16 protein-coding genes are annotated in these 19,386 nt (G+C 65.9%); 11 read left to right on the top strand and 5 right to left on the bottom strand.

Features of this window, described 5'->3' with window-relative positions; all coding sequences use genetic code 11:
* The 3 genes from HAP40_RS01660 to HAP40_RS01650 all read right to left on the bottom strand — a co-directional run bounded on the left by HAP40_RS01660 (nt 1) and on the right by HAP40_RS01650 (nt 2,510).
* Complete coding sequence (locus tag HAP40_RS01660) at nt 1-630, bottom strand: cytochrome b/b6 domain-containing protein (protein WP_166811367.1); 630 nt, start codon at nt 628-630, stop codon at nt 1-3.
* A gap of 183 nt (nt 631-813) precedes the next feature.
* On the bottom strand, nt 814-1,368 hold the full coding sequence (locus HAP40_RS01655; protein ID WP_028179646.1) for a fasciclin domain-containing protein: 555 nt from the start codon (nt 1,366-1,368) through the stop codon (nt 814-816).
* Between the two features lie 380 nt (nt 1,369-1,748).
* Nucleotides 1,749-2,510, bottom strand: coding sequence for an SDR family oxidoreductase (locus tag HAP40_RS01650; protein WP_166811369.1), 762 nt, complete (start codon nt 2,508-2,510; stop codon nt 1,749-1,751).
* Nucleotides 2,511-2,596: 86 nt separating this feature from the next.
* Between HAP40_RS01650 and HAP40_RS01645 the strand changes: the two genes are divergently transcribed.
* The gene (locus HAP40_RS01645) at nt 2,597-4,126 is read left to right on the top strand and encodes a malonate--CoA ligase (protein WP_166811371.1); all 1,530 of its coding nucleotides are present in this window, start codon (nt 2,597-2,599) and stop codon (nt 4,124-4,126) included.
* Between the two features lie 76 nt (nt 4,127-4,202).
* Here HAP40_RS01645 and HAP40_RS01640 read toward each other — a convergent pair whose 3' ends face one another.
* Nucleotides 4,203-5,063, bottom strand: a complete 861-nt coding sequence (locus HAP40_RS01640) for a sulfite exporter TauE/SafE family protein (RefSeq protein WP_166811373.1) — start codon at nt 5,061-5,063, stop codon at nt 4,203-4,205.
* Between the two features lie 505 nt (nt 5,064-5,568).
* On the opposite strand from HAP40_RS01640, the gene sdhC reads away from it, so the two are divergent.
* From sdhC to HAP40_RS01590, 10 genes are all read left to right on the top strand, one after another.
* Complete coding sequence (sdhC, locus tag HAP40_RS01635) at nt 5,569-5,967, top strand: succinate dehydrogenase, cytochrome b556 subunit (RefSeq protein WP_166811374.1); 399 nt, start codon at nt 5,569-5,571, stop codon at nt 5,965-5,967.
* Nucleotides 5,964-6,368 (top strand): succinate dehydrogenase, hydrophobic membrane anchor protein, encoded by a 405-nt coding sequence (sdhD, locus tag HAP40_RS01630; RefSeq protein ID WP_166811376.1) that lies wholly within the window; start codon nt 5,964-5,966, stop codon nt 6,366-6,368. The genes sdhC and sdhD overlap by 4 nt, the downstream gene beginning before the upstream one ends.
* A 3-nt stretch (nt 6,369-6,371) precedes the next feature.
* Nucleotides 6,372-8,207: a succinate dehydrogenase flavoprotein subunit gene (gene sdhA / locus HAP40_RS01625; protein WP_166811378.1), complete on the top strand. Its 1,836-nt coding sequence runs from the start codon at nt 6,372-6,374 to the stop codon at nt 8,205-8,207.
* A gap of 24 nt (nt 8,208-8,231) precedes the next feature.
* Complete coding sequence (locus HAP40_RS01620) at nt 8,232-9,014, top strand: succinate dehydrogenase iron-sulfur subunit (RefSeq protein WP_166811380.1); 783 nt, start codon at nt 8,232-8,234, stop codon at nt 9,012-9,014.
* 186 nt (nt 9,015-9,200) lie between these two features.
* The gene (locus HAP40_RS01615; protein ID WP_166811382.1) at nt 9,201-11,336 is read left to right on the top strand and encodes an ATP-binding protein; all 2,136 of its coding nucleotides are present in this window, start codon (nt 9,201-9,203) and stop codon (nt 11,334-11,336) included.
* A gap of 53 nt (nt 11,337-11,389) precedes the next feature.
* A complete protein-coding gene (locus HAP40_RS01610; RefSeq protein ID WP_166811384.1) occupies nt 11,390-13,345 on the top strand; it encodes an ABC transporter ATP-binding protein/permease in 1,956 nt (651 codons plus the stop codon).
* Between the two features lie 240 nt (nt 13,346-13,585).
* Nucleotides 13,586-14,410, top strand: a complete 825-nt coding sequence (locus tag HAP40_RS01605; protein WP_166811386.1) for an FkbM family methyltransferase — start codon at nt 13,586-13,588, stop codon at nt 14,408-14,410.
* A 24-nt stretch (nt 14,411-14,434) separates the two neighbouring features.
* On the top strand, nt 14,435-14,821 hold the full coding sequence (locus HAP40_RS01600) for a VOC family protein (RefSeq protein ID WP_166811388.1): 387 nt from the start codon (nt 14,435-14,437) through the stop codon (nt 14,819-14,821).
* Nucleotides 14,822-14,905: 84 nt separating this feature from the next.
* On the top strand, nt 14,906-15,148 hold the full coding sequence (locus HAP40_RS01595) for a hypothetical protein (RefSeq protein WP_166811390.1): 243 nt from the start codon (nt 14,906-14,908) through the stop codon (nt 15,146-15,148).
* A 187-nt stretch (nt 15,149-15,335) separates the two neighbouring features.
* The gene (locus HAP40_RS01590) at nt 15,336-17,405 is read left to right on the top strand and encodes an OmpA family protein (protein ID WP_166811392.1); all 2,070 of its coding nucleotides are present in this window, start codon (nt 15,336-15,338) and stop codon (nt 17,403-17,405) included.
* A gap of 66 nt (nt 17,406-17,471) precedes the next feature.
* Here HAP40_RS01590 and HAP40_RS01585 read toward each other — a convergent pair whose 3' ends face one another.
* Nucleotides 17,472-19,229, bottom strand: coding sequence for an alkaline phosphatase (locus HAP40_RS01585; RefSeq protein ID WP_166811394.1), 1,758 nt, complete (start codon nt 19,227-19,229; stop codon nt 17,472-17,474).
* Nucleotides 19,230-19,386 lie beyond the last annotated feature (157 nt).

The raw sequence follows: 19,386 nt of genomic DNA, 5'->3' as shown, positions 1-19,386 counted from the left end.
TCAGCGGCCAATGATCATCGCGCGCAGGCTCTTCGGCACCAGGAGCGCGAGCAGGACGTGAATGACGAGGAAGGCGCAGATCGCGGCCATGCAGAAGAAGTGCACATAGCGCGCGGCCGGATAGTCGCCGAACAGCATCACGAGGTAATAGAGCTGCACCGGCTTCCAGATCGCAAGGCCGGACAGCACGATCAGCACCCCGACCACGATGATGCCGGCATAGAGCAGGCGCTGCACGTAATTGTAGACGGTGAGATCGTCATGGCCGAGCTTGAAGGTCAGTGCCGCCCTGACGTCGTGAAGCACGCCGGACGCCGTGATCGGCAGCAGCTTCTTGCGGAAGCGGCCGGTGGCAAGACCGGTGATGAGATAGGCAAGGCCGTTGATCATCAGCAGCCACATCGCCGCAAAATGCCAGAGCAGGCCGCCGCCGAGCCATCCGCCGAGCGTGTACTCGCGCGGGAAGGTGAAGCCGAACAGCGGCGAGGCGTTGTAGATCTGCCAGCCCGACAGGATCATCAGGATCATGGCAAGCGCGTTGACCCAGTGCATGATCCGAACCCAGGCCGGCTGGATGACTTTGGCCGGGGTGGCCCTGACCTGATCGCCGGAGACTGTGAGGCTCGCCATGATGGTTCCGTCCTGAACGTCGTGTGATGCCAATTATACGCCGGTACGTCCGTTTTCGTTACGCCTCGCCGAGCATCGAATCGATGCCGGCGGGCTATGCCGGTCACAAAAAAGCGAGCCGGGTCCCCCCGGCTCGCCGTCTCAAAGCATCCGGTCTGGGGGATGAAACCGGAGGGCGCGGTGTTACGTCGCCGGCATCAGCACGGTATCGACCACATGGATGACGCCGTTGGACTGGTTGACGTTGGAAATCGTCACCATCGAGGTGCCGCCCTTGGCATCGACGATCCAGGTCTTGCCGTCCATCTTCTTCACCGTCAGCTCCTCGCCCTCGGCGGTCTTCATCTTCTTGCCGTCGGTGAGGTCGGAGGCCGCGAGCTTGCCGGGCACGACGTGATAGGTGAGGATCTTGGTCAGAGTCGCTTTATTCTCGGGCTTGACCAGATTGTCGACGGTACCGGCCGGCAGCTTGCCGAAGGCGGCGTTGGTCGGCGCGAACACCGTGAACGGGCCCTTGCTTTCCAGCGTCGGCACCAGGCCGGCCGCCTTCACCGCCGCGACCAGTGTGGTGTGGTCCTTCGAATTGACGGCGTTCTGGACGATGTTCTTGGACGGGAACATCGCGGCGCCGCCCACCATGACGGTCTTCTCCTCGGCGCTGGCAGGCGCGACGACGGTCGCGGTGATAGCCAGGGCGCTGAAGGCGGCGGCAGCGAGATAGGCAATACGCTTCGACATGGAGAATCTCCCGATTGAATTGAGACCGGCAACGGCCGGCGTTGAGTTGGGCAACAACGGCGCCTGCAACAGTGCGAAGTGATGAGCAGTGCCGTCGTTGGACCGAACTACGGGAGGGTTTGCGGGGCGGTTTCGGAGAAAAATTCTTTGTGATTCGTGAAACTATGAGGCGGCGCGTTCGTGTGGGAACGCGAGCGCGCGACACACTCCGCTGTCGTCCCGCAGAAGCGAAGCGCAGATCCGGGACGCATAGCCACAGAGAGAACGGGACGGCAACTCCGAGTCTTCGCCAAACTACACCCTGTGGTTATGGGTCCCGGGCTCGCGACTTCGTCGCGCCCCGGGACGACAAGGGGAGATTGCCGTGCGATCGTCGCACCTCAATCCCTGTTGTTCGGCGTCTGGATGAAGCCGCGATTATGCGTCGGGCTGATCAGCACCTCGTTGATGCAGACGCGCGGCGGCATGCTGGCGATGAAGGCGATGGTGCGGCCGAGATCTTCGGATTGCAGCATCCTGGCCTGCTCATCCTCGCTCGGCACCACCGGGCGCAGCTTCAGGATCGGCGTCGCCACCTCGCCCGGCATCAGGCAGCAGGCGCGCAGGCCGTTGACGCATTCGTCCATGTTGAAGGAATGGGTCAGCGCCAGCACCGCATGCTTGGTTGTCGTATAGGCCGGGCCCGGCATCTTCGAGACGTGGCGCCCGGCCCAGGACGAGACGTTGATGATGGACCCGTCCTGCTGCTTGCGCATCGTCGGCAGCACCGCGCGCATGCAATAGAGCACGCCGTTGAGATTGATCTGGACCAGCTGGTCCCAGCCCTCCAGTTCCATGTCCTTCCAGCTGCGCTTGGGGACATTGATGCCGGCATTGTTCACGAGCAGGTCGATCCGGCCGTGCTTCGCGACGATTTGATCGGCGGCTTTCTGGGCTTCGGCCGCGTTGGACACGTCCAGCGCGACGGCCTCGGCCGTGCCGCCCGTTTTGGTGATCTTCGCGACCACGGTCTCCAGGGCGTCCTTGCGGCGGCCGGACACCACCACCGTCCAGCCGTCGGCAGCCAAGGCTTCGGCACCGGCCTCCCCGATCCCGCTGCCACCACCCGTGACCCAGGCCACGCGTTTCCCGTTTCTTGTCATGCCAACTGTCTCCGTTGCTTCTGCGGGGCGGTTTTTGCTAATCCAGCCCTCGGTTTTGACCGGCCTTCGCCGGCGAGGAATGTTGCATGAACCAAGCTGCCAACGCCAACCTGTTTTCCCGCCTGTTCGACGGCCTGGACGATCCCAAACGCCTCGCGATCGAGACGCAGGACGGCGGCCGTATCAGCTATGGCGATCTGATCGCGCGGGCGGGGCAGATGGCCAATGTGCTGGTCGCACGCGGCGTGAAACCCGGCGACCGCGTCGCGGTGCAGGTCGAGAAATCCGTCGCCAACATCGTGCTCTATCTCGCCACGGTGCGGGCCGGCGCGGTCTATCTGCCGCTCAACACCGCCTATACGCTCAACGAGCTCGACTATTTTATCGGCGATGCCGAGCCGTCGCTGGTGGTCTGCGATCCCTCCAAGGCGGAAGGTCTCGCCCCGATCGCCGCAAAGGTGAAAGCCAGGGTCGAGACGCTCGGGCCCGACGGCAAGGGCTCGCTGACGGAGGCCGCCGACACGGCCAGCAGCGAATTCGCAACCGTCTTTCGCGCAAACGATGACCTCGCCGCGATCCTCTACACGTCGGGCACCACCGGCCGCTCCAAGGGCGCGATGCTGACGCACGACAATCTCGCCTCGAACTCGCTCTCGCTGGTCGATTACTGGCGCTTCACCGACAAGGACGTGCTGATCCACGCGCTGCCGATCTACCACACGCACGGCCTGTTCGTGGCGACCAACGTGACGCTGTTCGCGCGCGCCTCGATGATCTTCCTGCCGAAGCTCGATCCCGACCTGATCGTCAAGCTGATGGCGCGCGCCACCGTGTTGATGGGCGTGCCGACCTTCTATACCCGTCTGCTTCAGAACTCCGCGCTGTCGCGCGAGACCACAAAACACATGCGGCTGTTCATCTCCGGCTCGGCGCCGCTGCTCGCCGAAACGCATCGCGAATGGTCGGCGCGAACAGGGCACGCCGTGCTCGAGCGCTACGGCATGACCGAGACCAACATGAACACCTCGAACCCCTATGACGGCGAGCGCGTGCCCGGCGCGGTCGGCTTTCCCCTTCCCGGCGTCTCCGTGCGCGTCACCGATCCCGAAACGGGCAAGGAGCTGCCGCGCGAAGAGATCGGCATGATCGAGGTGAAGGGCCCGAACGTGTTCAGGGGCTATTGGCGCATGCCGGAGAAGACCAAGTCCGAATTTCGGCCCGACGGCTTCTTCATCACCGGCGATCTCGGCAAGATCGACGGCAAGGGCTATGTCCACATCCTCGGCCGCGGCAAGGACCTCGTGATCTCCGGCGGCTTCAACGTGTATCCCAAGGAAATCGAAAGCGAGATCGACGCGATGCCCGGCGTGGTCGAATCCGCCGTGATCGGCGTGCCGCATGCCGATTTCGGCGAGGGGGTCACGGCGGTGCTGGTCTGCAACAAGGGCGCCGAGGTCACTGAAGCTGCCGTGCTGAAAGCGCTCGATGGCCGGCTGGCAAAATTCAAGATGCCCAAGCGCGTCTTCGTCGTCGACGAACTGCCGCGCAACACCATGGGCAAGGTGCAGAAGAACGTGCTGCGCGATACCTACAAGGATATCTACGCGAAGAAATAGGCGGCGCTCTGGCCTCGTCATTGCGAGGAGCTCGCGACAAAGCTGCGTTGGCTCGCAATGACGGAGTTTGCGGCGGCTACAGCCCGCCCACCAGGCTCATCACAAACCGGCTGCCGACAATAAAGAGATAGCACCCGAACGCCATCTCCAGCGTCCGCTTCGACATCGCATGTGCCGCTTTCACACCCAGCGGCGCGGTGACGAGGCTCATCGGCATCACCAGCACGGCGCCGATCAGCGAGACATAGCCGAGCGCGAACGGGATCTGCAGCGCGGCGACGGCCGGATAGGTCGCCGCCGCCGGCCAGCCGGCATAGATGTAGCCGAGCGCGCCGGGGATCGAGATCAGCACAGCCAGCGCCGACGAGGTCGCGACCGCCTGGTGGATCGGGCGGCCGTAGAAGGTCATCAGCAGGTTCGAGAACAGCCCGCCGCCGATGCCCATCAGCGTCGACAGGATGCCGACGCAGAAGCCGTAGGCGCGCATCAACGGACCTTTCGGCAGATCCTCGCCGAACCTCCAGCCTTCGCGCGCGAAGATCAGGCGGGCGGCGGCCGAATAGGCGACGGCGACGAACACGATCTTGAACAGCCGCTCCGGCGCGTGGCGTGCGACCACGCTGCCGGCAGCGACGCCGATTACGATCGGCAGCCACCACGCGCGCAGGATCGTGATGTCGACGGCACCGCGCCTGTAATGTGCCTGGAACGAACGGATCGAGGTCGGAATGATCACCGCGAGCGAGGTGCCGACGCACAGCGGCATGCGCACCTCGAGCGGCACCCCGGCAATGCGGAAGCACTCGTAAAAGACAGGCACGAGGATCGCGCCGCCGCCAATGCCGAACACGCCGGCGAGGAATCCGGAGAGCGCGCCGGTTGCGATCAGCAACAACGCGAGCTCGAGAATCTCCTTGATATCAAGACCAGCGATCACCCCTGACCTGCCCCCGCGACTGACCGCAACTTCTCCGAGCCGTCGCTTCGGAGCGCCGCGGACGGAGCATTAGGCGATCTGATTCCCCCGGTCGACACGTCGGGCCTCGCGGCTGGGGTGGAATGCAAAGTGCGCATATCCAAATCGGGCCAAGCCGGATCGGAATGCGCCCCGGCGGCGTGCCCGGGACCGTGTCGGCCTCACGACTGGGCCGGTGCGACCTGTTTGGACGGCATGGTCCGTTTAGATGCGTTCCAATAGCAATTTCAATGCACCCGGCTCTCTTCATAAATAATGAATTTATATTCTTTTCTTTGTTGGCAGACCGAGCCTCTGGTATACCAAGCCTCTGATTGGCCTTGGTTCATCAACGCTCTAGAGCTGAACTGAGATTCGCATTTATGGCGATTTGGTGATTGCGCCCGCGAAATCGACTCCGTAAATAGAGCCGACCCTTCCGATCCCCGCGCGCCCCCTGCTGGGCCGCCATACAACATCAAAGCCCATGACCGCACGGATCGAACGACCACTTTCGCCACACATGCAAGTGTACCGCTGGACGCTGACGATGGCTCTGTCCATCGTCCATCGCGCCACCGGCATCGCCCTCTATGTCGGAACCCTGCTGCTGGTCTGGTGGCTGGTTGCCGCAGCCACCGGCCCCGCCGCCTACGCGCACGTCCAGGCCTTCACCGGCAGCATCATCGGACGGCTGATCGTGTTCGGCTACACCTGGGCCTTGATGCACCATATGCTCAGCGGCATCCGGCACTTCGTCTGGGATCTCGGCTATGGCTTCAAGGCCAATGAGCGCGAAGCGCTGACCTGGGGCGCCCTGATCGGCGGCATCGCGCTGACGGTGCTGATCTGGATCATCGCCTATGCGAACGGAGGCGGCCGATGAGCTCAGCCGATACGCCGAAGCGCAGCATGCGCACCCCGCTCGGCCGCGTCCGCAATCTCGGCGCCGCGCATTCCGGCACGTCCGATTTCTGGCGCCAGCGCATCACCGGCGTCGCCATGACGCTGCTGATGATCCCGGCGCTGGTGATCATCATGATGCTGCTCGGCCGCAACCAGGTCTACGTGGCGCAGACTCTGAGCTCCGTTCCCGTCGCGGTGATCCTGCTCCTCTTCATCTTCGCCTGCGCCTGGCACATGAAGATCGGCATGCAGGTGGTGATCGAGGACTACGTCCATAACGAGAAGCTGAAGCTCGTCTTGATCATGCTCAACAATTTCTTCTCGGTCGGCGTGGCGCTCGCCGCCACCTACGCGATCCTGAAACTGTCATCCGGAGTGTAACCCATGGCCACCACAACGAATGGCTCGGGCAACGGCGCTCCCGCCACCAACGGCAAAGCCTATCCGATCGAAGACCACACCTATGACGTCGTCGTCGTCGGCGCCGGCGGCGCGGGCCTGCGCGCCGTGGTCGGCTGCAGCGAAGCGGGCCTGCGCACCGCCTGCATCACCAAGGTGTTTCCGACCCGCTCGCACACGGTTGCGGCGCAGGGCGGCATCTCCGCCTCGCTCGGCAACATGCACAAGGACGATTGGCGCTGGCACATGTACGACACCGTGAAGGGGTCGGACTGGCTCGGCGACCAGGACGCGATCGAATACATGGTGCGCAACGCGCCCGACGCGGTCTATGAGCTGGAGCATTGGGGCGTGCCGTTCTCGCGCACCGAGGACGGCAAGATCTACCAGCGCCCGTTCGGCGGCATGACCACCGAGTTCGGCAAGAGCCAGGCGCAGCGCACCTGCGCCGCTGCCGACCGCACCGGCCACGCCATGCTGCACACGATGTACGGCCAGTCGCTGCGCCACGCGGCCGAGTTCTTCATCGAGTTCTTCGCCATCGACCTGATCATGGACGATCAGGGCACCTGCCGCGGCGTCATCGCGCTCAAGCTCGACGACGGCACGCTGCACCGCTTCCGCGCTCAGACCACGATCCTGGCGACCGGCGGCTACGGCCGCGCCTATGCCTCCTGCACCTCGGCGCACACCTGCACCGGCGACGGCGGCGGCATGGTGCTGCGCGCCGGCCTGCCGATGCAGGACATGGAGTTCGTGCAGTTCCACCCGACCGGCATCTACGGCTCGGGCTGCCTCGTCACCGAGGGCGCGCGCGGCGAGGGCGGCTATCTCGTCAACTCCGAGGGCGAGCGCTTCATGGAACGCTACGCGCCGTCCGCAAAGGATCTGGCCTCGCGTGACGTCGTCTCGCGCGCGATGACCATCGAGATCCGCGAAGGCCGCGGCGTCGGCAAGAAGAAAGACCACATCTTCCTGCATCTCGACCATCTCGATCCCGCGGTGCTCGCCGAGCGCCTGCCGGGCATCTCCGAATCCGCAAAAATCTTCGCCAATGTCGACGTGACGCGCGAGCCGATCCCGATCGTGCCGACCGTGCACTACAACATGGGCGGCATCCCCACGAACTATCACGGCGAGGTGCTGACCAAGAAGGACGGCGACGACAACGCCATCATCCCCGGCCTGATGGCGATCGGCGAAGCTGCCTGCGTCTCCGTGCACGGCGCCAACCGCCTCGGCTCCAACTCGCTGATCGACCTCGTGGTGTTCGGCCGCGCCGCGGCGCTCCGCCTCGCCGAGAAGCTCACGCCCAACGCCAAGCAGCCCGAGCTGCCGGCGAACTCGTCCGAGCTCGCGCTCGGCCGCCTCGACCATTACCGCTACGCCTCCGGCGGCACGCCGACCGCGAAGCTGCGCGAAGGCATGCAGCACGTGATGCAGAACAATTGCGCGGTGTTCCGCACCGGCGAGGTCCTGAGCGAAGGCCAGAACCTGATCCAGAAGGTCCACAGCGGCATCACCGACATCGCCGTGTCCGACCGTTCGCTGGTGTGGAATTCGGACCTCGTCGAGACGCTCGAATTCGACAATCTGATCTCGCAGGCGGTGGTAACGATGAACTCGGCCGCCAACCGCACCGAGAGCCGCGGCGCGCATGCCCGCGAGGACTTCTCCGAGCGCGACGACAAGAACTGGATGAAGCACACGCTGGCCTGGCTGGACGATTCCGGCAAGGTCAAGATCGAGTATCGCCCGGTTCACAACTACACCATGACCAACGACGTGCAGTACATCCCGCCGAAGGCGCGCGTGTATTGATCGAACAGCGAAGGCCTTATCGAAATGGTTGAATTCGCACTTCCGAAGAACTCCAAGATCTCAGGCGGCAAGACCTGGCCGAAGCCCGCGGGCGCGACCGAGCTCCGCGAGTTCAAGGTCTATCGCTGGAATCCGGACGACGGCAAGAATCCGAGCGTCGACACCTATTACGTCGACACCAATGATTGCGGTCCGATGGTGCTGGACGGCCTGATCTGGATCAAGAACCACATCGACCCGTCGCTGACCTTCCGCCGCTCCTGCCGCGAAGGCGTCTGCGGCTCCTGCGCGATGAACATCGACGGCCAGAACACGCTGGCCTGCACCCGCTCGATGCACGACGTGAAGGACGGCGCGGTGAAGATCAACCCGCTGCCGCACCAGCCGGTGGTGAAGGACCTCGTTCCCGACCTCACCAATTTCTACGCACAATACGCTTCCGTCGAGCCGTGGCTGAAGACGACCTCTCCGACGCCGCAGAAGGAATGGCGCCAGAGTCACGAGGACCGCGAGAAGCTCGACGGCCTCTACGAGTGCATCCTGTGCGCCTGCTGCTCGACCTCGTGCCCGAGCTATTGGTGGAACAGCGACCGCTATCTCGGCCCCGCCGCACTGCTGCAGGCCAACCGCTGGGTGTCCGATTCGCGCGACGAGGCGACCGGCGAGCGGCTCGACAATCTCGAGGACCCGTTCCGCCTCTATCGCTGCCACACCATCATGAACTGCGCCAAGGCCTGTCCGAAGGGCCTCAACCCCGCCGAGGCCATCGCCGAGCTCAAGCTCAAGATGGTCGAGCGGCAGATCTAGAGGCCATTCGTGCTGCGGTCCCCGGCCTGAACGGCCGGGGCATTCCACCCCCGCGGCCAGCCGCAGTGGAATTTGGCTCCACGAGGCCTCGCGCGTGAACCGGCGCAGTACAACCTCCGGTTCTCATCACAAGAGACTTCCTTCCGAGCGGGAAAGTCAGCTAAGCTCCGACCAGGGATCGGAGCCGTGCAGGGAGCGCAACGCAATTCGCTGAAACTGTTGCAGTGGATGATGGCTGCATCCCTGGCGCTGCCTGTTGCGCTGTTCGTCATCGCGTCCACCATCTCGTACAAATCGACAAAAGACACCGCCGACCGCGAGATCGAGCGCACGCTCGATGTCGCGCATGAGCATGCGCTCAAGGTGTTCGAGACCATCGACCGCAGCCTTGCCGAGCTCAACGAGGTGGTGCGCGGCCTTTCCGACGACACCATCCGCACGCGCGAGCCGGCGTTGCACCACCGCCTGAAGCGCCTGGCCGATTCGCTGCCGCAGCTCAAATCGGCTTGGATCTTCGACGCGGACGGAAAAGCGCTAGTCAACAGCCTCGCCTCGCCGCCGCCGGAGCTGGGCTTTGCGGACCGCGATTACTTCTATGCCCACATCGACCAGAGCATCGGCACTTTCATCGGCATGGCACTGACGCCGCGTCCCCCCTATCAGGGCGCCCGCTTCTTCAGCGTCAGCCGCCGGCGCGACTCCGACGACGGCAGCTTCATCGGCGTGATCCAGGCCTCCGTCCTGCCGGAATATTTCGAGAGCTTTTACGCCAGGATCGGTTCCGATCCCGGCAGCTTCTTCGCGATGGGCCGCGCCGATGGTGTGTTGCTCGCGAATTACCCACGGCGCGACCGCGACGTCCGGCTCGATCCGGGCGGACCTGTCGGCCAGAAGATCGCCGCAAGCCCCGAGCATGGCCTGATGACCATCGCCTGGCCGTCGGACGGGATCGAGCGGCGCATCGGCTACCGGCGCATCGCCCAGTATCCGATCTATGTCAGCGCCGGGCTCGAGAGCTCGGCGATCCGCGCACGCTGGTTTGCCACCATGGGCCAGCACCTGGTGTTCGGCGTCCCCGCCACGGCACTCCTGTTCCTGCTGCTCGCCTTCGCATTCCGCCGCACCCAGCATCTCCAGGCCGAAGCCGCCGCTCGGCGCGAAGCCGAGGACGCGCTCAAGCACAGCCAGCGCCTGGAGGCGCTCGGGCAGCTCACCGGCGGCGTCGCGCACGACTTCAACAATCTGCTGACCGTGATCCGCGCCTCGGTCGACCTTTTGAATCGCGCGCAACTGACGGAGGAGCGGCGGCAACGCTACATCACGGCCATTGCAGATTCGGTCGCGCGCGCCGCCAAGCTGACCTCCCAGCTGCTCGCCTTTGCGCGGCGCCAGACTCTGAAGCCCGAGGTGTTCGACGTCGGCCAGCGGGTGCAGTCGCTGCACGATATGCTGGCAACGCTACTCGGCCCCGCGATCGAAATCACGATGCGGCTGCCGGCGGAGCCCTGTCTCGTCGATGCCGATGCCGGCCAGTTCGAGACGGCGCTGATCAACATGGCAACCAACGCGCGCGACGCCATGCAGAGCAAGGGCAGGATCATCCTCGGGGTCGAGGCCGCGACGGCCATTCCGGACATGCCAGCCCCCGCGGGCCATCATGGTTTTTTCCGCGTCACTGTCACCGACACCGGCATCGGCATCCCGGCCGCGCGCCTCGGGCGCATCTTCGAGCCGTTCTTCACCACCAAGCAGGTCGGTCACGGCACCGGTCTCGGCCTGTCCCAGGTGTTCGGCTTCGCCCGGCAATCCGGCGGCGAAGTGACGGCGACGAGCGAGGTGGGGCAAGGCAGCACCTTCTCGCTCTACCTGCCGCGCGTGCCGCCGGACCTCTTACCGCAGCGGCAGGCGCCGAACACGGCGCCGGCCGTGGCCGGTAGCGGCATGTCGGTTCTGGTGGTCGAGGACAATATCGAGCTCGCCAATTTTGCCGCCGATGGCCTCACCGAGCTCGGCTACAGCATCACGCTGGTCGACAATGCGACCGATGCCCTCGCCGAGCTCGTTGTGGACGCGGATCGCTTTGACGTCGTGTTCTCGGACGTGGTGATGCCCGGGATGACCGGCCTCGATTTGGCAAAGGCGGTCCGCGAGCGCGGCATCGGCGTGCCGGTCGTGCTGACCACGGGCTACAGCCAGGCCCTGTCTCAGGACGGCGCGACCGGCCTCGATCTCGTGCAAAAGCCCTATTCGATAGAGGAACTGTCCCGGGTTCTGCACCGGGCCGCGCGGCTGCGGCGCGTCCGCGACGGCGCCGCCGAGTGATCCGGCGGTCGGAACCCGAGGGAACCGTTTGATTTCCCTTGCGTTGTCCGCTCATGCACAAGCCGGCCGCACAGCGCGAACAGGGCAAGACGCCGCCCATCGTCGAGATCAAGGACGAGAACGGCGATGACGTGGCACCGCCGCCGCCCGAGCTGGTCGAACCCGACCCCGAATTGTCACCGGAGGAAGCCGAGCAGATCCGCAAGGATTATCTGCTGACGCGCTTCTGGATCAGCGCCCGCGGCTTCTGGGGCCGCAAGGGCGATCGTCTGGCCTGGCCGTTCTCGATCGGCCTCGGCGGGCTGATCGTCCTGACCGTCGGCTTCCAGTACGGCATCAATGTCTGGAATCGCGCGATCTTCGACGCCATCGAGAAGCGCGATGCGGCGAGTGTCTTCCATCTCACGGCGGTATTCTTCCCGCTCGCGATCGGCAGCATCGTGCTCGCCGTGGCGCAGGTGTTCGCGCGCATGAGCATCCAGCGGCGCTGGCGCGCCTGGCTCACCAGCAGCGTGCTGACGCGCTGGCTCGCCAACGGGCGCTACTATCAGCTCAATCTCGTCGGCGGCGACCACAAGAATCCGGAATACCGGATCGCCGAGGATTTGCGCATCGCGACCGACTCGCCGGTCGATTTCCTCGCCGGCGTGACCTCCGCGCTGCTATCGGCCGTGACCTTCATCCTCGTGCTATGGACCATCGGCGGCGCGCTCACCGTCACGCTCGGCGGCTCGAGCATCACCATTCCCGGCTTCCTGGTGATCGCCGCGATTCTCTACGCCGCGATCGCCTCCAGCTCGATCCTGGTGATCGGCCGCCGCTTCGTGCAGGTATCCGAGGACAAGAACCAGACCGAGGCCGATTTCCGCTATACGCTGACGCGCGTGCGCGAGAATGGCGAGAGCATCGCGCTGCTCGGCGGCGAGGAGGAAGAGCGCGGCGGCATCGACCGCAATTTCACTGGCGTGCTCCGGCAATGGGCCCGCCTTGCCGGCCAGCACATGCGCACCACGCTGGTGTCGCAGGGCTCGAGCCTCGTTGCGCCCGTGGTCCCTCTTCTGCTGTGTGCGCCAAAATTCCTCGACGGCAGCATGACGCTGGGCCAGGTGATGCAGGCCGCTTCCGCCTTCACCATCGTGCAGAGCGCGTTCGGCTGGCTGGTCGACAATTATCCGCGGCTCGCGGACTGGAACGCCTGCGCGCGCCGCATCGCCTCCCTGATGATGTCGCTCGACGGTCTCGAACGCGCCGAACAGGGCGATGGCCTCGGCCGCATCAAGCGTGGCGAGACCAGCAACGAGGCCATGCTGGAGCTGAAGGATCTTTCGGTCACGCTCGACGACGGCACCGCCGTGGTCGGGGAGACCGAAGTGGTGATCGAGCCGGGCGAGCGGCTCCTGGTCGCCGGCGAATCCGGCACCGGCAAGAGCACGCTGGTGCGCGCCATCGCCGGGCTCTGGCCCTGGGGCGGCGGCAGCGTCAACTTCCATCCCGACCGGCGGCTGTTCATGCTGCCGCAGCGGCCTTACGTGCCCTCGGGGTCCCTGCGCCGCGCGGTCGCCTATCCCGGCGCGGCCGACCACTGGACCGTGGATGAAATCGGCGAATCGCTGCACAAGGTCGGGCTCGACCATCTCAAGGAGAAGATCGAGGAAGAGGGGCCATGGGACCAGACGCTGTCGGGCGGCGAGAAGCAGCGCCTCGCTTTCGCACGGCTGCTGCTGCATAACCCCGACATCGTCGTGCTCGACGAGGCTACCTCCGCGCTCGACGAGAAGAGCCAGGACAAGATGATGAAGATCATCACCGACGCGCTGCCCAAGGCGACCATCGTCAGCGTCGCGCACCGCGCCGAGCTGGAGGCCTTCCACAGCCGCAAGATCGTACTGGAGCGCCGCAAGGGCGGTGCCAAGCTCGTCAGCGACATCGACCTGGTCCCGCGCAAGGGCAGGCGCAAGCTGCTCGGCCGCTTCCTGCGCCAGCGCAAGGCTCCGAAGAAGGCGGCGTAGGTTTTCTCTCGTGCTCACACGAGCAAAATTTTCAGTCGTCGTCCCGGCGAAGGCCGGGACCCCTAACCACAAAATTGAGTTTTGCGAAGACCAGGAGTTACCAGCTTCGCCAAAACTTCTCCCTGGGGGTATGGGTCCCAGCCTTCGCCGGGACGACACCGAGATTGTGGCCCCGATCGAGCGTTGGAGTCCTCATCAAAACCGGCTATGCATGCGCCGCCTGCAACGAGGATCGCCTGCTTGCCGACCGACAATGCCCCTTCGTCCGCGCCATTCGGCGCGTTTGCGCCGAACGCGGCGCAGGCCGCGATCATCAGCCTCGCGACACGTTCGGGGCTGAAGCGCGGGGCGTTCCGGCCGTGGATGTCGCGGCTGGTCAATCTGCTGCGCGGCGGCCCGGTCGACGTGCAATATCAGGGCGCATCGTTCCGTCTCTATCACCAGGGCAGCGCGACCGAGCGCGGCGCGCTGTTCAATCCCGACTACAATCTCGACGAGCTCGACTTCCTGCGCCAGCACACACCGGCCGGCGGCGTGTTCGTCGATGTCGGCGCCAATGTCGGCACCTTTGCACTGGTGATGGCGCGGCAGGTCGGACCATCAGGCAAGGTCGTTGCGATCGAACCTCATCCGCTGACGTTTGCGCGGCTCGCGTTCAATCACGTCGCATCGAGGGCGACGCAGGTCCGCCTGATACAGGCTGCCGCCGGCGACAGCGACGGCGAGCTGATGATCGAGACCGGGGGCGGCAATCTCGGCGCCACCCACGTCGTCACCGGCCCCGCGAGCACCGATGCGATCAAGGTGCCGTCGCTGCGCCTGACGCGCATTCTCGACGAAGCCGGCGTCGGCCAGGTCGATTCGCTCAAGATCGACGTCGAGGGATTTGAGGACCGCGTGCTGATCGGCTTCTTCCGCGACGCGCCGCCATCGCTGTGGCCGCGCGCTGTCGTCATCGAGCACCTGTCACACAACGAATGGCAGCAGGATTGCATTGCCGACATGGTCGCGCGCGGTTACGTGATCGCGCGCAAGACGCGGAGCAACACGTTCCTGTCGCGCTGACAGGAGCGAACAACGGAGGTTGCAATGATCGACCATTTGGGTTTCTCCGTCTCCGACTATGAGCGCGCCAAAGCATTCTACACCAAGGCGCTGGAGCCGCTCGGTTACAGCCTGATCATGGAGGTGACGGCGGAGCAGACCGGGCACGCCGCGGCCGCGGGATTCGGCGTCAACGGCAAGCCGGACTTCTGGTTCGGCGCGGAGGGCGCCATGAACAAGCCGGTGCACGTCGCCATCGCAGCCAAGGACCGCGCCACCGTGGATGCATTCTACAAGGCGGCGATCGCAGCGGGTGGACGCGACAACGGCCCGCCCGGCATCCGCCCGCACTACCATGCGAATTATTACGGTGCGTTCGTGCTCGATCCTGATGGCCACAACATCGAGGCTGTCTGCCACGCACCGGAATAAGCCGCTTTCCGGACCACGCAAACCGGGAACATCGGCACGGCGTCATCGTTATTGTCCTCTGGACAAATGATCACGAAGGTGCCGATGCCGATCGAGCCGCCCGAGATTCCACCGGCGACACCGGGGACTCCGACCGAGCCACCGCCGGGGATTCCGCCGGGCAATCCACAGCCCGACATCACGCCGCCGATGCGCGAGCCCGGCGAAACACCGCGGCCAGATGAATTGCCCGGTCATACTCCCGAAGAGATTCCACCACGCGGACCGAACGGACCGCGCACGCCCAATCCCGCGACGGACGCACGTTCGCCGCGGCATCACACGTGAGGCGAGCGATCACATGTGAGGCGATTGCAACCTGCGTCTGAATGCGCAATGAACGTCACCAAAGTGAGGTGATTTGCGTGCAGAAATAAATCGGCCCGCGCCTGCTTGGCCCGCCACATTCCGGCCTAACGCATAGCTGTTCATCCCAACACTTCGTCAAAAGAACCTTCCGGGGAAGTTCACCACCATGACCAACCTTCGTTTCGTGCTGCTTGCAACGACGGCTCTCACTGCGATGCAGTTCGCAAGCTCCGCATCGCATGCGCAAAGTGCGCCGCCGCTCGTGGTTGCGCAGGCCCAGCCACAAGAGACGGGCCCTGACGGAAAACCGAAGCAGCCTCCGAAGGGACCGCCGGCAGCGGCGCCGCCTGCAGCCCCCGCCCGCCCGGCCGCACCGCCCCCCGCAGCTGCACCGCCTCGACCGCCCGCCGCGCCTCCGCCGGCTGCCGCACCGCCGCGCCCCGCAGCGCCTCCGCCTCCTCCTGCGGCTCGTCCGGCCCCGCCGCCGCCACCTCCGCCGCCTGCCGCGCCGAAACAGCCTTCGCCGCCGCCGGCCGCGGCGCCGCAGCAGCATGCTCCGACACCGCCCGCAGCACGCCCGGCTCCCACGCCACCGCCTCCCGCGGCGGCTCCGCAGCAGCACGCGCCCGCGGCTCGCCCGGCTCCGACGCCCCCACCGCCTCCCTCGGCGCGACCCGCGCCCACGGCGACGCCCCCTGCTCCGGCAGCGGCACCCGCGGCGCGTCCGGGCGCACCTGCGCCGGCAACCACACCCGCACCGACAACATCTCCCGCACCGACTGCGACCCCGGCCCCCGGCAGCACGCCCGCTGCACCGCCACCGGGCCGTCCGGGCGCACCGCCGCCCGGAGCCCGTCCCGGCACGCCTCCGGCTGCAGGATCGCCGACGCCGGCTCCCGGCGCCGCGCCGGCTCCGACGGCCACGCCGGCGCCCGGCGCCGCAACGCCGCCGCCCGGACGTCCCGGTGCAGCACCGGCCCCGGGCGTCGCCCCGACGGCGACCCCGGCCCCGGGCCAACAGGGTGCAACGCCTCCTGCGGGCGCACCCGCAGCCGGAGCTCCGGCCGCGCCGCCTCAGGCTGGCGCCCCGGCCCGGCCCCCGGCGCCTCCCGCCGGCGCCGCAGCGCCGACCGTCGTCCCTGGCACGCCGGCCGCAGCACCACCGCCGAACAGGGCGCAATACGCGCCGCCGACGGTTGCGCCGGCCTTCCGGGCCGCACCGACAGTCGCAGCACCGCTGCCGCCTCCGCCACGGCCGCAGCAGCGTGACCTGACGCCGCTCGCGATCGGCGCAGGCGTGGTGGCCGGCGCCGTGATCGGCGCGACCATCGCCGATATCCACGGCCAGCGGCGCGAGGTCGTCGAAGGCGGCCGCACCGTCTACACCGAGCCGGACCGCATCATCATCCGCGATCCGGGCGGGCAGGCCTATGTCCGCGGCAACGATCTCTATCGCTTCCGCTATGGCGCCCGCGACATCCGCACCGACACGGTCGGCGGCGAGACCCGCACCGTCGTGGTCCGCCCCGATGGCAGCGAGGTGATTACCGTGGTCGGCGCCGACGGTTCGCTGCTGCGCCGAATCCGCAGGGATCCGCGGGGACGAGAGATCGTGATCATCGACAACAGCTACCGCGACCCGCGCGCGGTCGGCGGCTTCTATGTCGACGTTCCGCCCCCGGTGGTCAGCATCCCCTATGATCGCTACATCGTCGACGCCCAGGAGGCATCGCCGCAGGTGATCTACGACACGATGCGGGCCCCGCCGGTGCAACGGATCGATCGGCGCTACTCGCTCGACGAGATCCGCTACAGCCCCAATGTTCGCATGCAGATGCCGAGCATCGACGTCAACACGATCAATTTCGAGACGGGATCGTGGACCATTCCGCCAGACCAGGCGGCGCGGCTGCAAGTGATCGCCGACGGCATCAACCAGGCGATCCAGGCCAACCCGCAGGAGGTGTTCCTGATCGAGGGCCACACCGATGCGGTCGGCAACGACGTCGACAATCTGTCACTGTCGGATCGCCGCGCGCAGGCCGCAGCCGAATTGCTGACCCAGCAGTTCAATGTGCCTGCGGAGAACCTGACGTCGCAGGGCTATGGCGAGCAGTACCTCAAGGAGCAGACGACGGGACCGAGCCTGATCAACCGGCGCGTCACCGTCCGCCGCATCACGCCGCTGCTCAACGGTGGCCAAGCCAGCGCGGCACCGCCTCCGCCGCGCCAGTGAGATCTGCGCACAAGAGAAATGGCCGGGAGCGATCCCGGCCATTTTTGTTTGGCCCGCGTGTCGCCGCTATTGCGCGGCGGCAAGCCCGAGCGCGTCGACCATGACGCGAAAGACCTCGGTATTGTCCATCGAGCCGCGCACACGCTCGCTGCCAGGACCGGTCGCCGTCAGGATGACGTCCTCGCCCGAATGCACGCTGGCGCCGATCATGGCCGACAGGTTGCCGGGGCGCAGCACCGCGCCCGGGACGTCCTTGTATTTGTCGTTGGCCTTGAAGGTCCCGTCATCGCCGGCCTTGACGGTCGGCTCATTGGGATTGTCGAGCTTCGGACGGAACGTCTCGTAGTGGTCCGGCAGACTGGCCGAGAAGATCGCGAGCCGGCGGCTCACATCGACGCGTGACGGATAGCCCTCCGCATCGGGCGCCGGATAGTTGGGAAATCCAGCCTGGTCGTAGACGCCGACGCGCTCGCGCAGCGGCACGTTGGGCACCGCGCCCATGTCGTCGTTCACGGTGCCGACGAGGCTGTTGGGATGATTGTGGTCCGCGAGCACGAGGATGAGCGTGTCGTCGCCACGCGCACGCGCCCATTCACGCGTCTGGCGCACCGCGTTGTCGAGCATGATCGTGTCGTAGACCGCCCGCTCCATGTCGAGGACGTGCGCGTATTTGTCGATCAGTCCGGACTCGACCATCAGGAAGAAGCCGGCCTCGTTCTTGGCGAGGACGTTCAGCGCTGCCTTCACCTGCTCGGTCAGGTCAGGCTGCTCGGGAAACTTCTTCACGCCGCCGCCTTTGAGGAATTTGCGGTCGAGCACGCCGTCCATGTTGCCGGTGGCGAACAGGCCGAGCAGCTTGCTGGTGTCCGGCTTTGCGGCAGAAGCGCTGAGCTCGCTCGCGGTGGTCGCGACCTGGTAGCCGGCGTCACGAAACTTCGCGATGTAGTCCGTTTCGTCCTTGCGCTTGGAGCCGGCGGCAGATTTCGGCAGGAAATTCGCGCTGCCACCGCCCATCAGCACATCCGGCTTGGCCGCGAACAACTGCTCGACGATCTCGTCATAGGCGGCGCGCCGACGGGTGTGCGCGACCATCGCCGCCGGCGTCGCGTCTTCGATCTCGGTATTGGTGACGACGCCGATCGCCATGCCGAGCCGCCGCCTGGCGAGGCTGGTGATGGTTTCGACCCTGGGATCGTCGAACGCGCTTGCGGTGCGGTCCGCATAGACACCCAGCGCGTTGACGGCGCTCTTGTGCCCGGTCGCATAGGCGCTGGCCGAGTTCGCGGAGTCCGTGATGATCGAGTCCGAGCCGGCGGTTGCCACCAGTGCCATTTGAGGCATGTCGTCGATCGCAAGCTTGCCGCGGCTCTTGCCCTCCGAGATCCCCTTGGACAGGATTCGGGCCGCGACGCGGTGCGCCGGCGACATGCCGTCACCGATGAACAGGATGACGTTCTTCGCCTTGCGCGGGCCCGTGTCGTAGACCGTCCATGTGACGCTGCGCTGGCGCGTGCCGTCGCTGACGTCCACGGCGACGCTGCCCGGCTTGGTCAGCGCGACGTCGCGCAGGATCAGGGCCGACTGCTCCTTGCCGTCCTCGCGGTCGATGAAGGTGCCCGAACGGCCGAACGCGGCGGCATAGTCCGCGCCGTTGACCGTCACCTTCAGCTTGGCGGGATCGACGGGCCCGGGAAACTCGACCTTGAAGTCGAACTGGGCCCCGGCGAGGATCTCTGCACGATCAATCGGATAGACCGTCTGTGCCGACAGTGACGATGTCCAACAGAGGGCGATGAGAGAGGCGACGGCCGGCCCCTTGACCATGTTCGATGCTCCGCGATGCCGATTCCGGACAGGAGCGGCAAACGTAGCGATCGAGAATGACACCGTCATTAAGTCACATATCGGCCGACCGGGTGGCAAAGGGCCTCACCCAAGCGCCCTGAACGCTTGTCGCTCTTCGCCATCACGCGCCTATCCC

The organism is Bradyrhizobium sp. 1(2017), assembly GCF_011602485.2.
Classification (GTDB): domain Bacteria; phylum Pseudomonadota; class Alphaproteobacteria; order Rhizobiales; family Xanthobacteraceae; genus Bradyrhizobium.
Note: the sequence above shows the minus strand (reverse complement) of the source record. Positions and strands in the feature narration are given on the sequence as shown.

Excerpts from the sequence above, each read along its gene's own strand:
- HAP40_RS01600 (WP_166811388.1), top strand. The coding sequence starts at position 14,435 with ATGATCGACCATTTGGGTTTCTCCGTCTCCGACTATGAGCGCGCCAAA.
- HAP40_RS01590 (WP_166811392.1), top strand. The coding sequence starts at position 15,336 with ATGACCAACCTTCGTTTCGTGCTGCTTGCAACGACGGCTCTCACTGCG.
- HAP40_RS01595 (WP_166811390.1), top strand. The coding sequence starts at position 14,906 with ATGCCGATCGAGCCGCCCGAGATTCCACCGGCGACACCGGGGACTCCG.
- HAP40_RS01620 (WP_166811380.1), top strand. The coding sequence starts at position 8,232 with ATGGTTGAATTCGCACTTCCGAAGAACTCCAAGATCTCAGGCGGCAAG.
- HAP40_RS01610 (WP_166811384.1), top strand. The coding sequence starts at position 11,390 with ATGCACAAGCCGGCCGCACAGCGCGAACAGGGCAAGACGCCGCCCATC.
- HAP40_RS01655 (WP_028179646.1), bottom strand. The coding sequence starts at position 1,368 with ATGTCGAAGCGTATTGCCTATCTCGCTGCCGCCGCCTTCAGCGCCCTG.
- sdhC (WP_166811374.1), top strand. The coding sequence starts at position 5,569 with ATGACCGCACGGATCGAACGACCACTTTCGCCACACATGCAAGTGTAC.
- HAP40_RS01660 (WP_166811367.1), bottom strand. The coding sequence starts at position 630 with ATGGCGAGCCTCACAGTCTCCGGCGATCAGGTCAGGGCCACCCCGGCC.
- HAP40_RS01585 (WP_166811394.1), bottom strand. The coding sequence starts at position 19,229 with ATGGTCAAGGGGCCGGCCGTCGCCTCTCTCATCGCCCTCTGTTGGACA.
- sdhD (WP_166811376.1), top strand. The coding sequence starts at position 5,964 with ATGAGCTCAGCCGATACGCCGAAGCGCAGCATGCGCACCCCGCTCGGC.
- HAP40_RS01645 (WP_166811371.1), top strand. The coding sequence starts at position 2,597 with ATGAACCAAGCTGCCAACGCCAACCTGTTTTCCCGCCTGTTCGACGGC.
- sdhA (WP_166811378.1), top strand. The coding sequence starts at position 6,372 with ATGGCCACCACAACGAATGGCTCGGGCAACGGCGCTCCCGCCACCAAC.
- HAP40_RS01650 (WP_166811369.1), bottom strand. The coding sequence starts at position 2,510 with ATGACAAGAAACGGGAAACGCGTGGCCTGGGTCACGGGTGGTGGCAGC.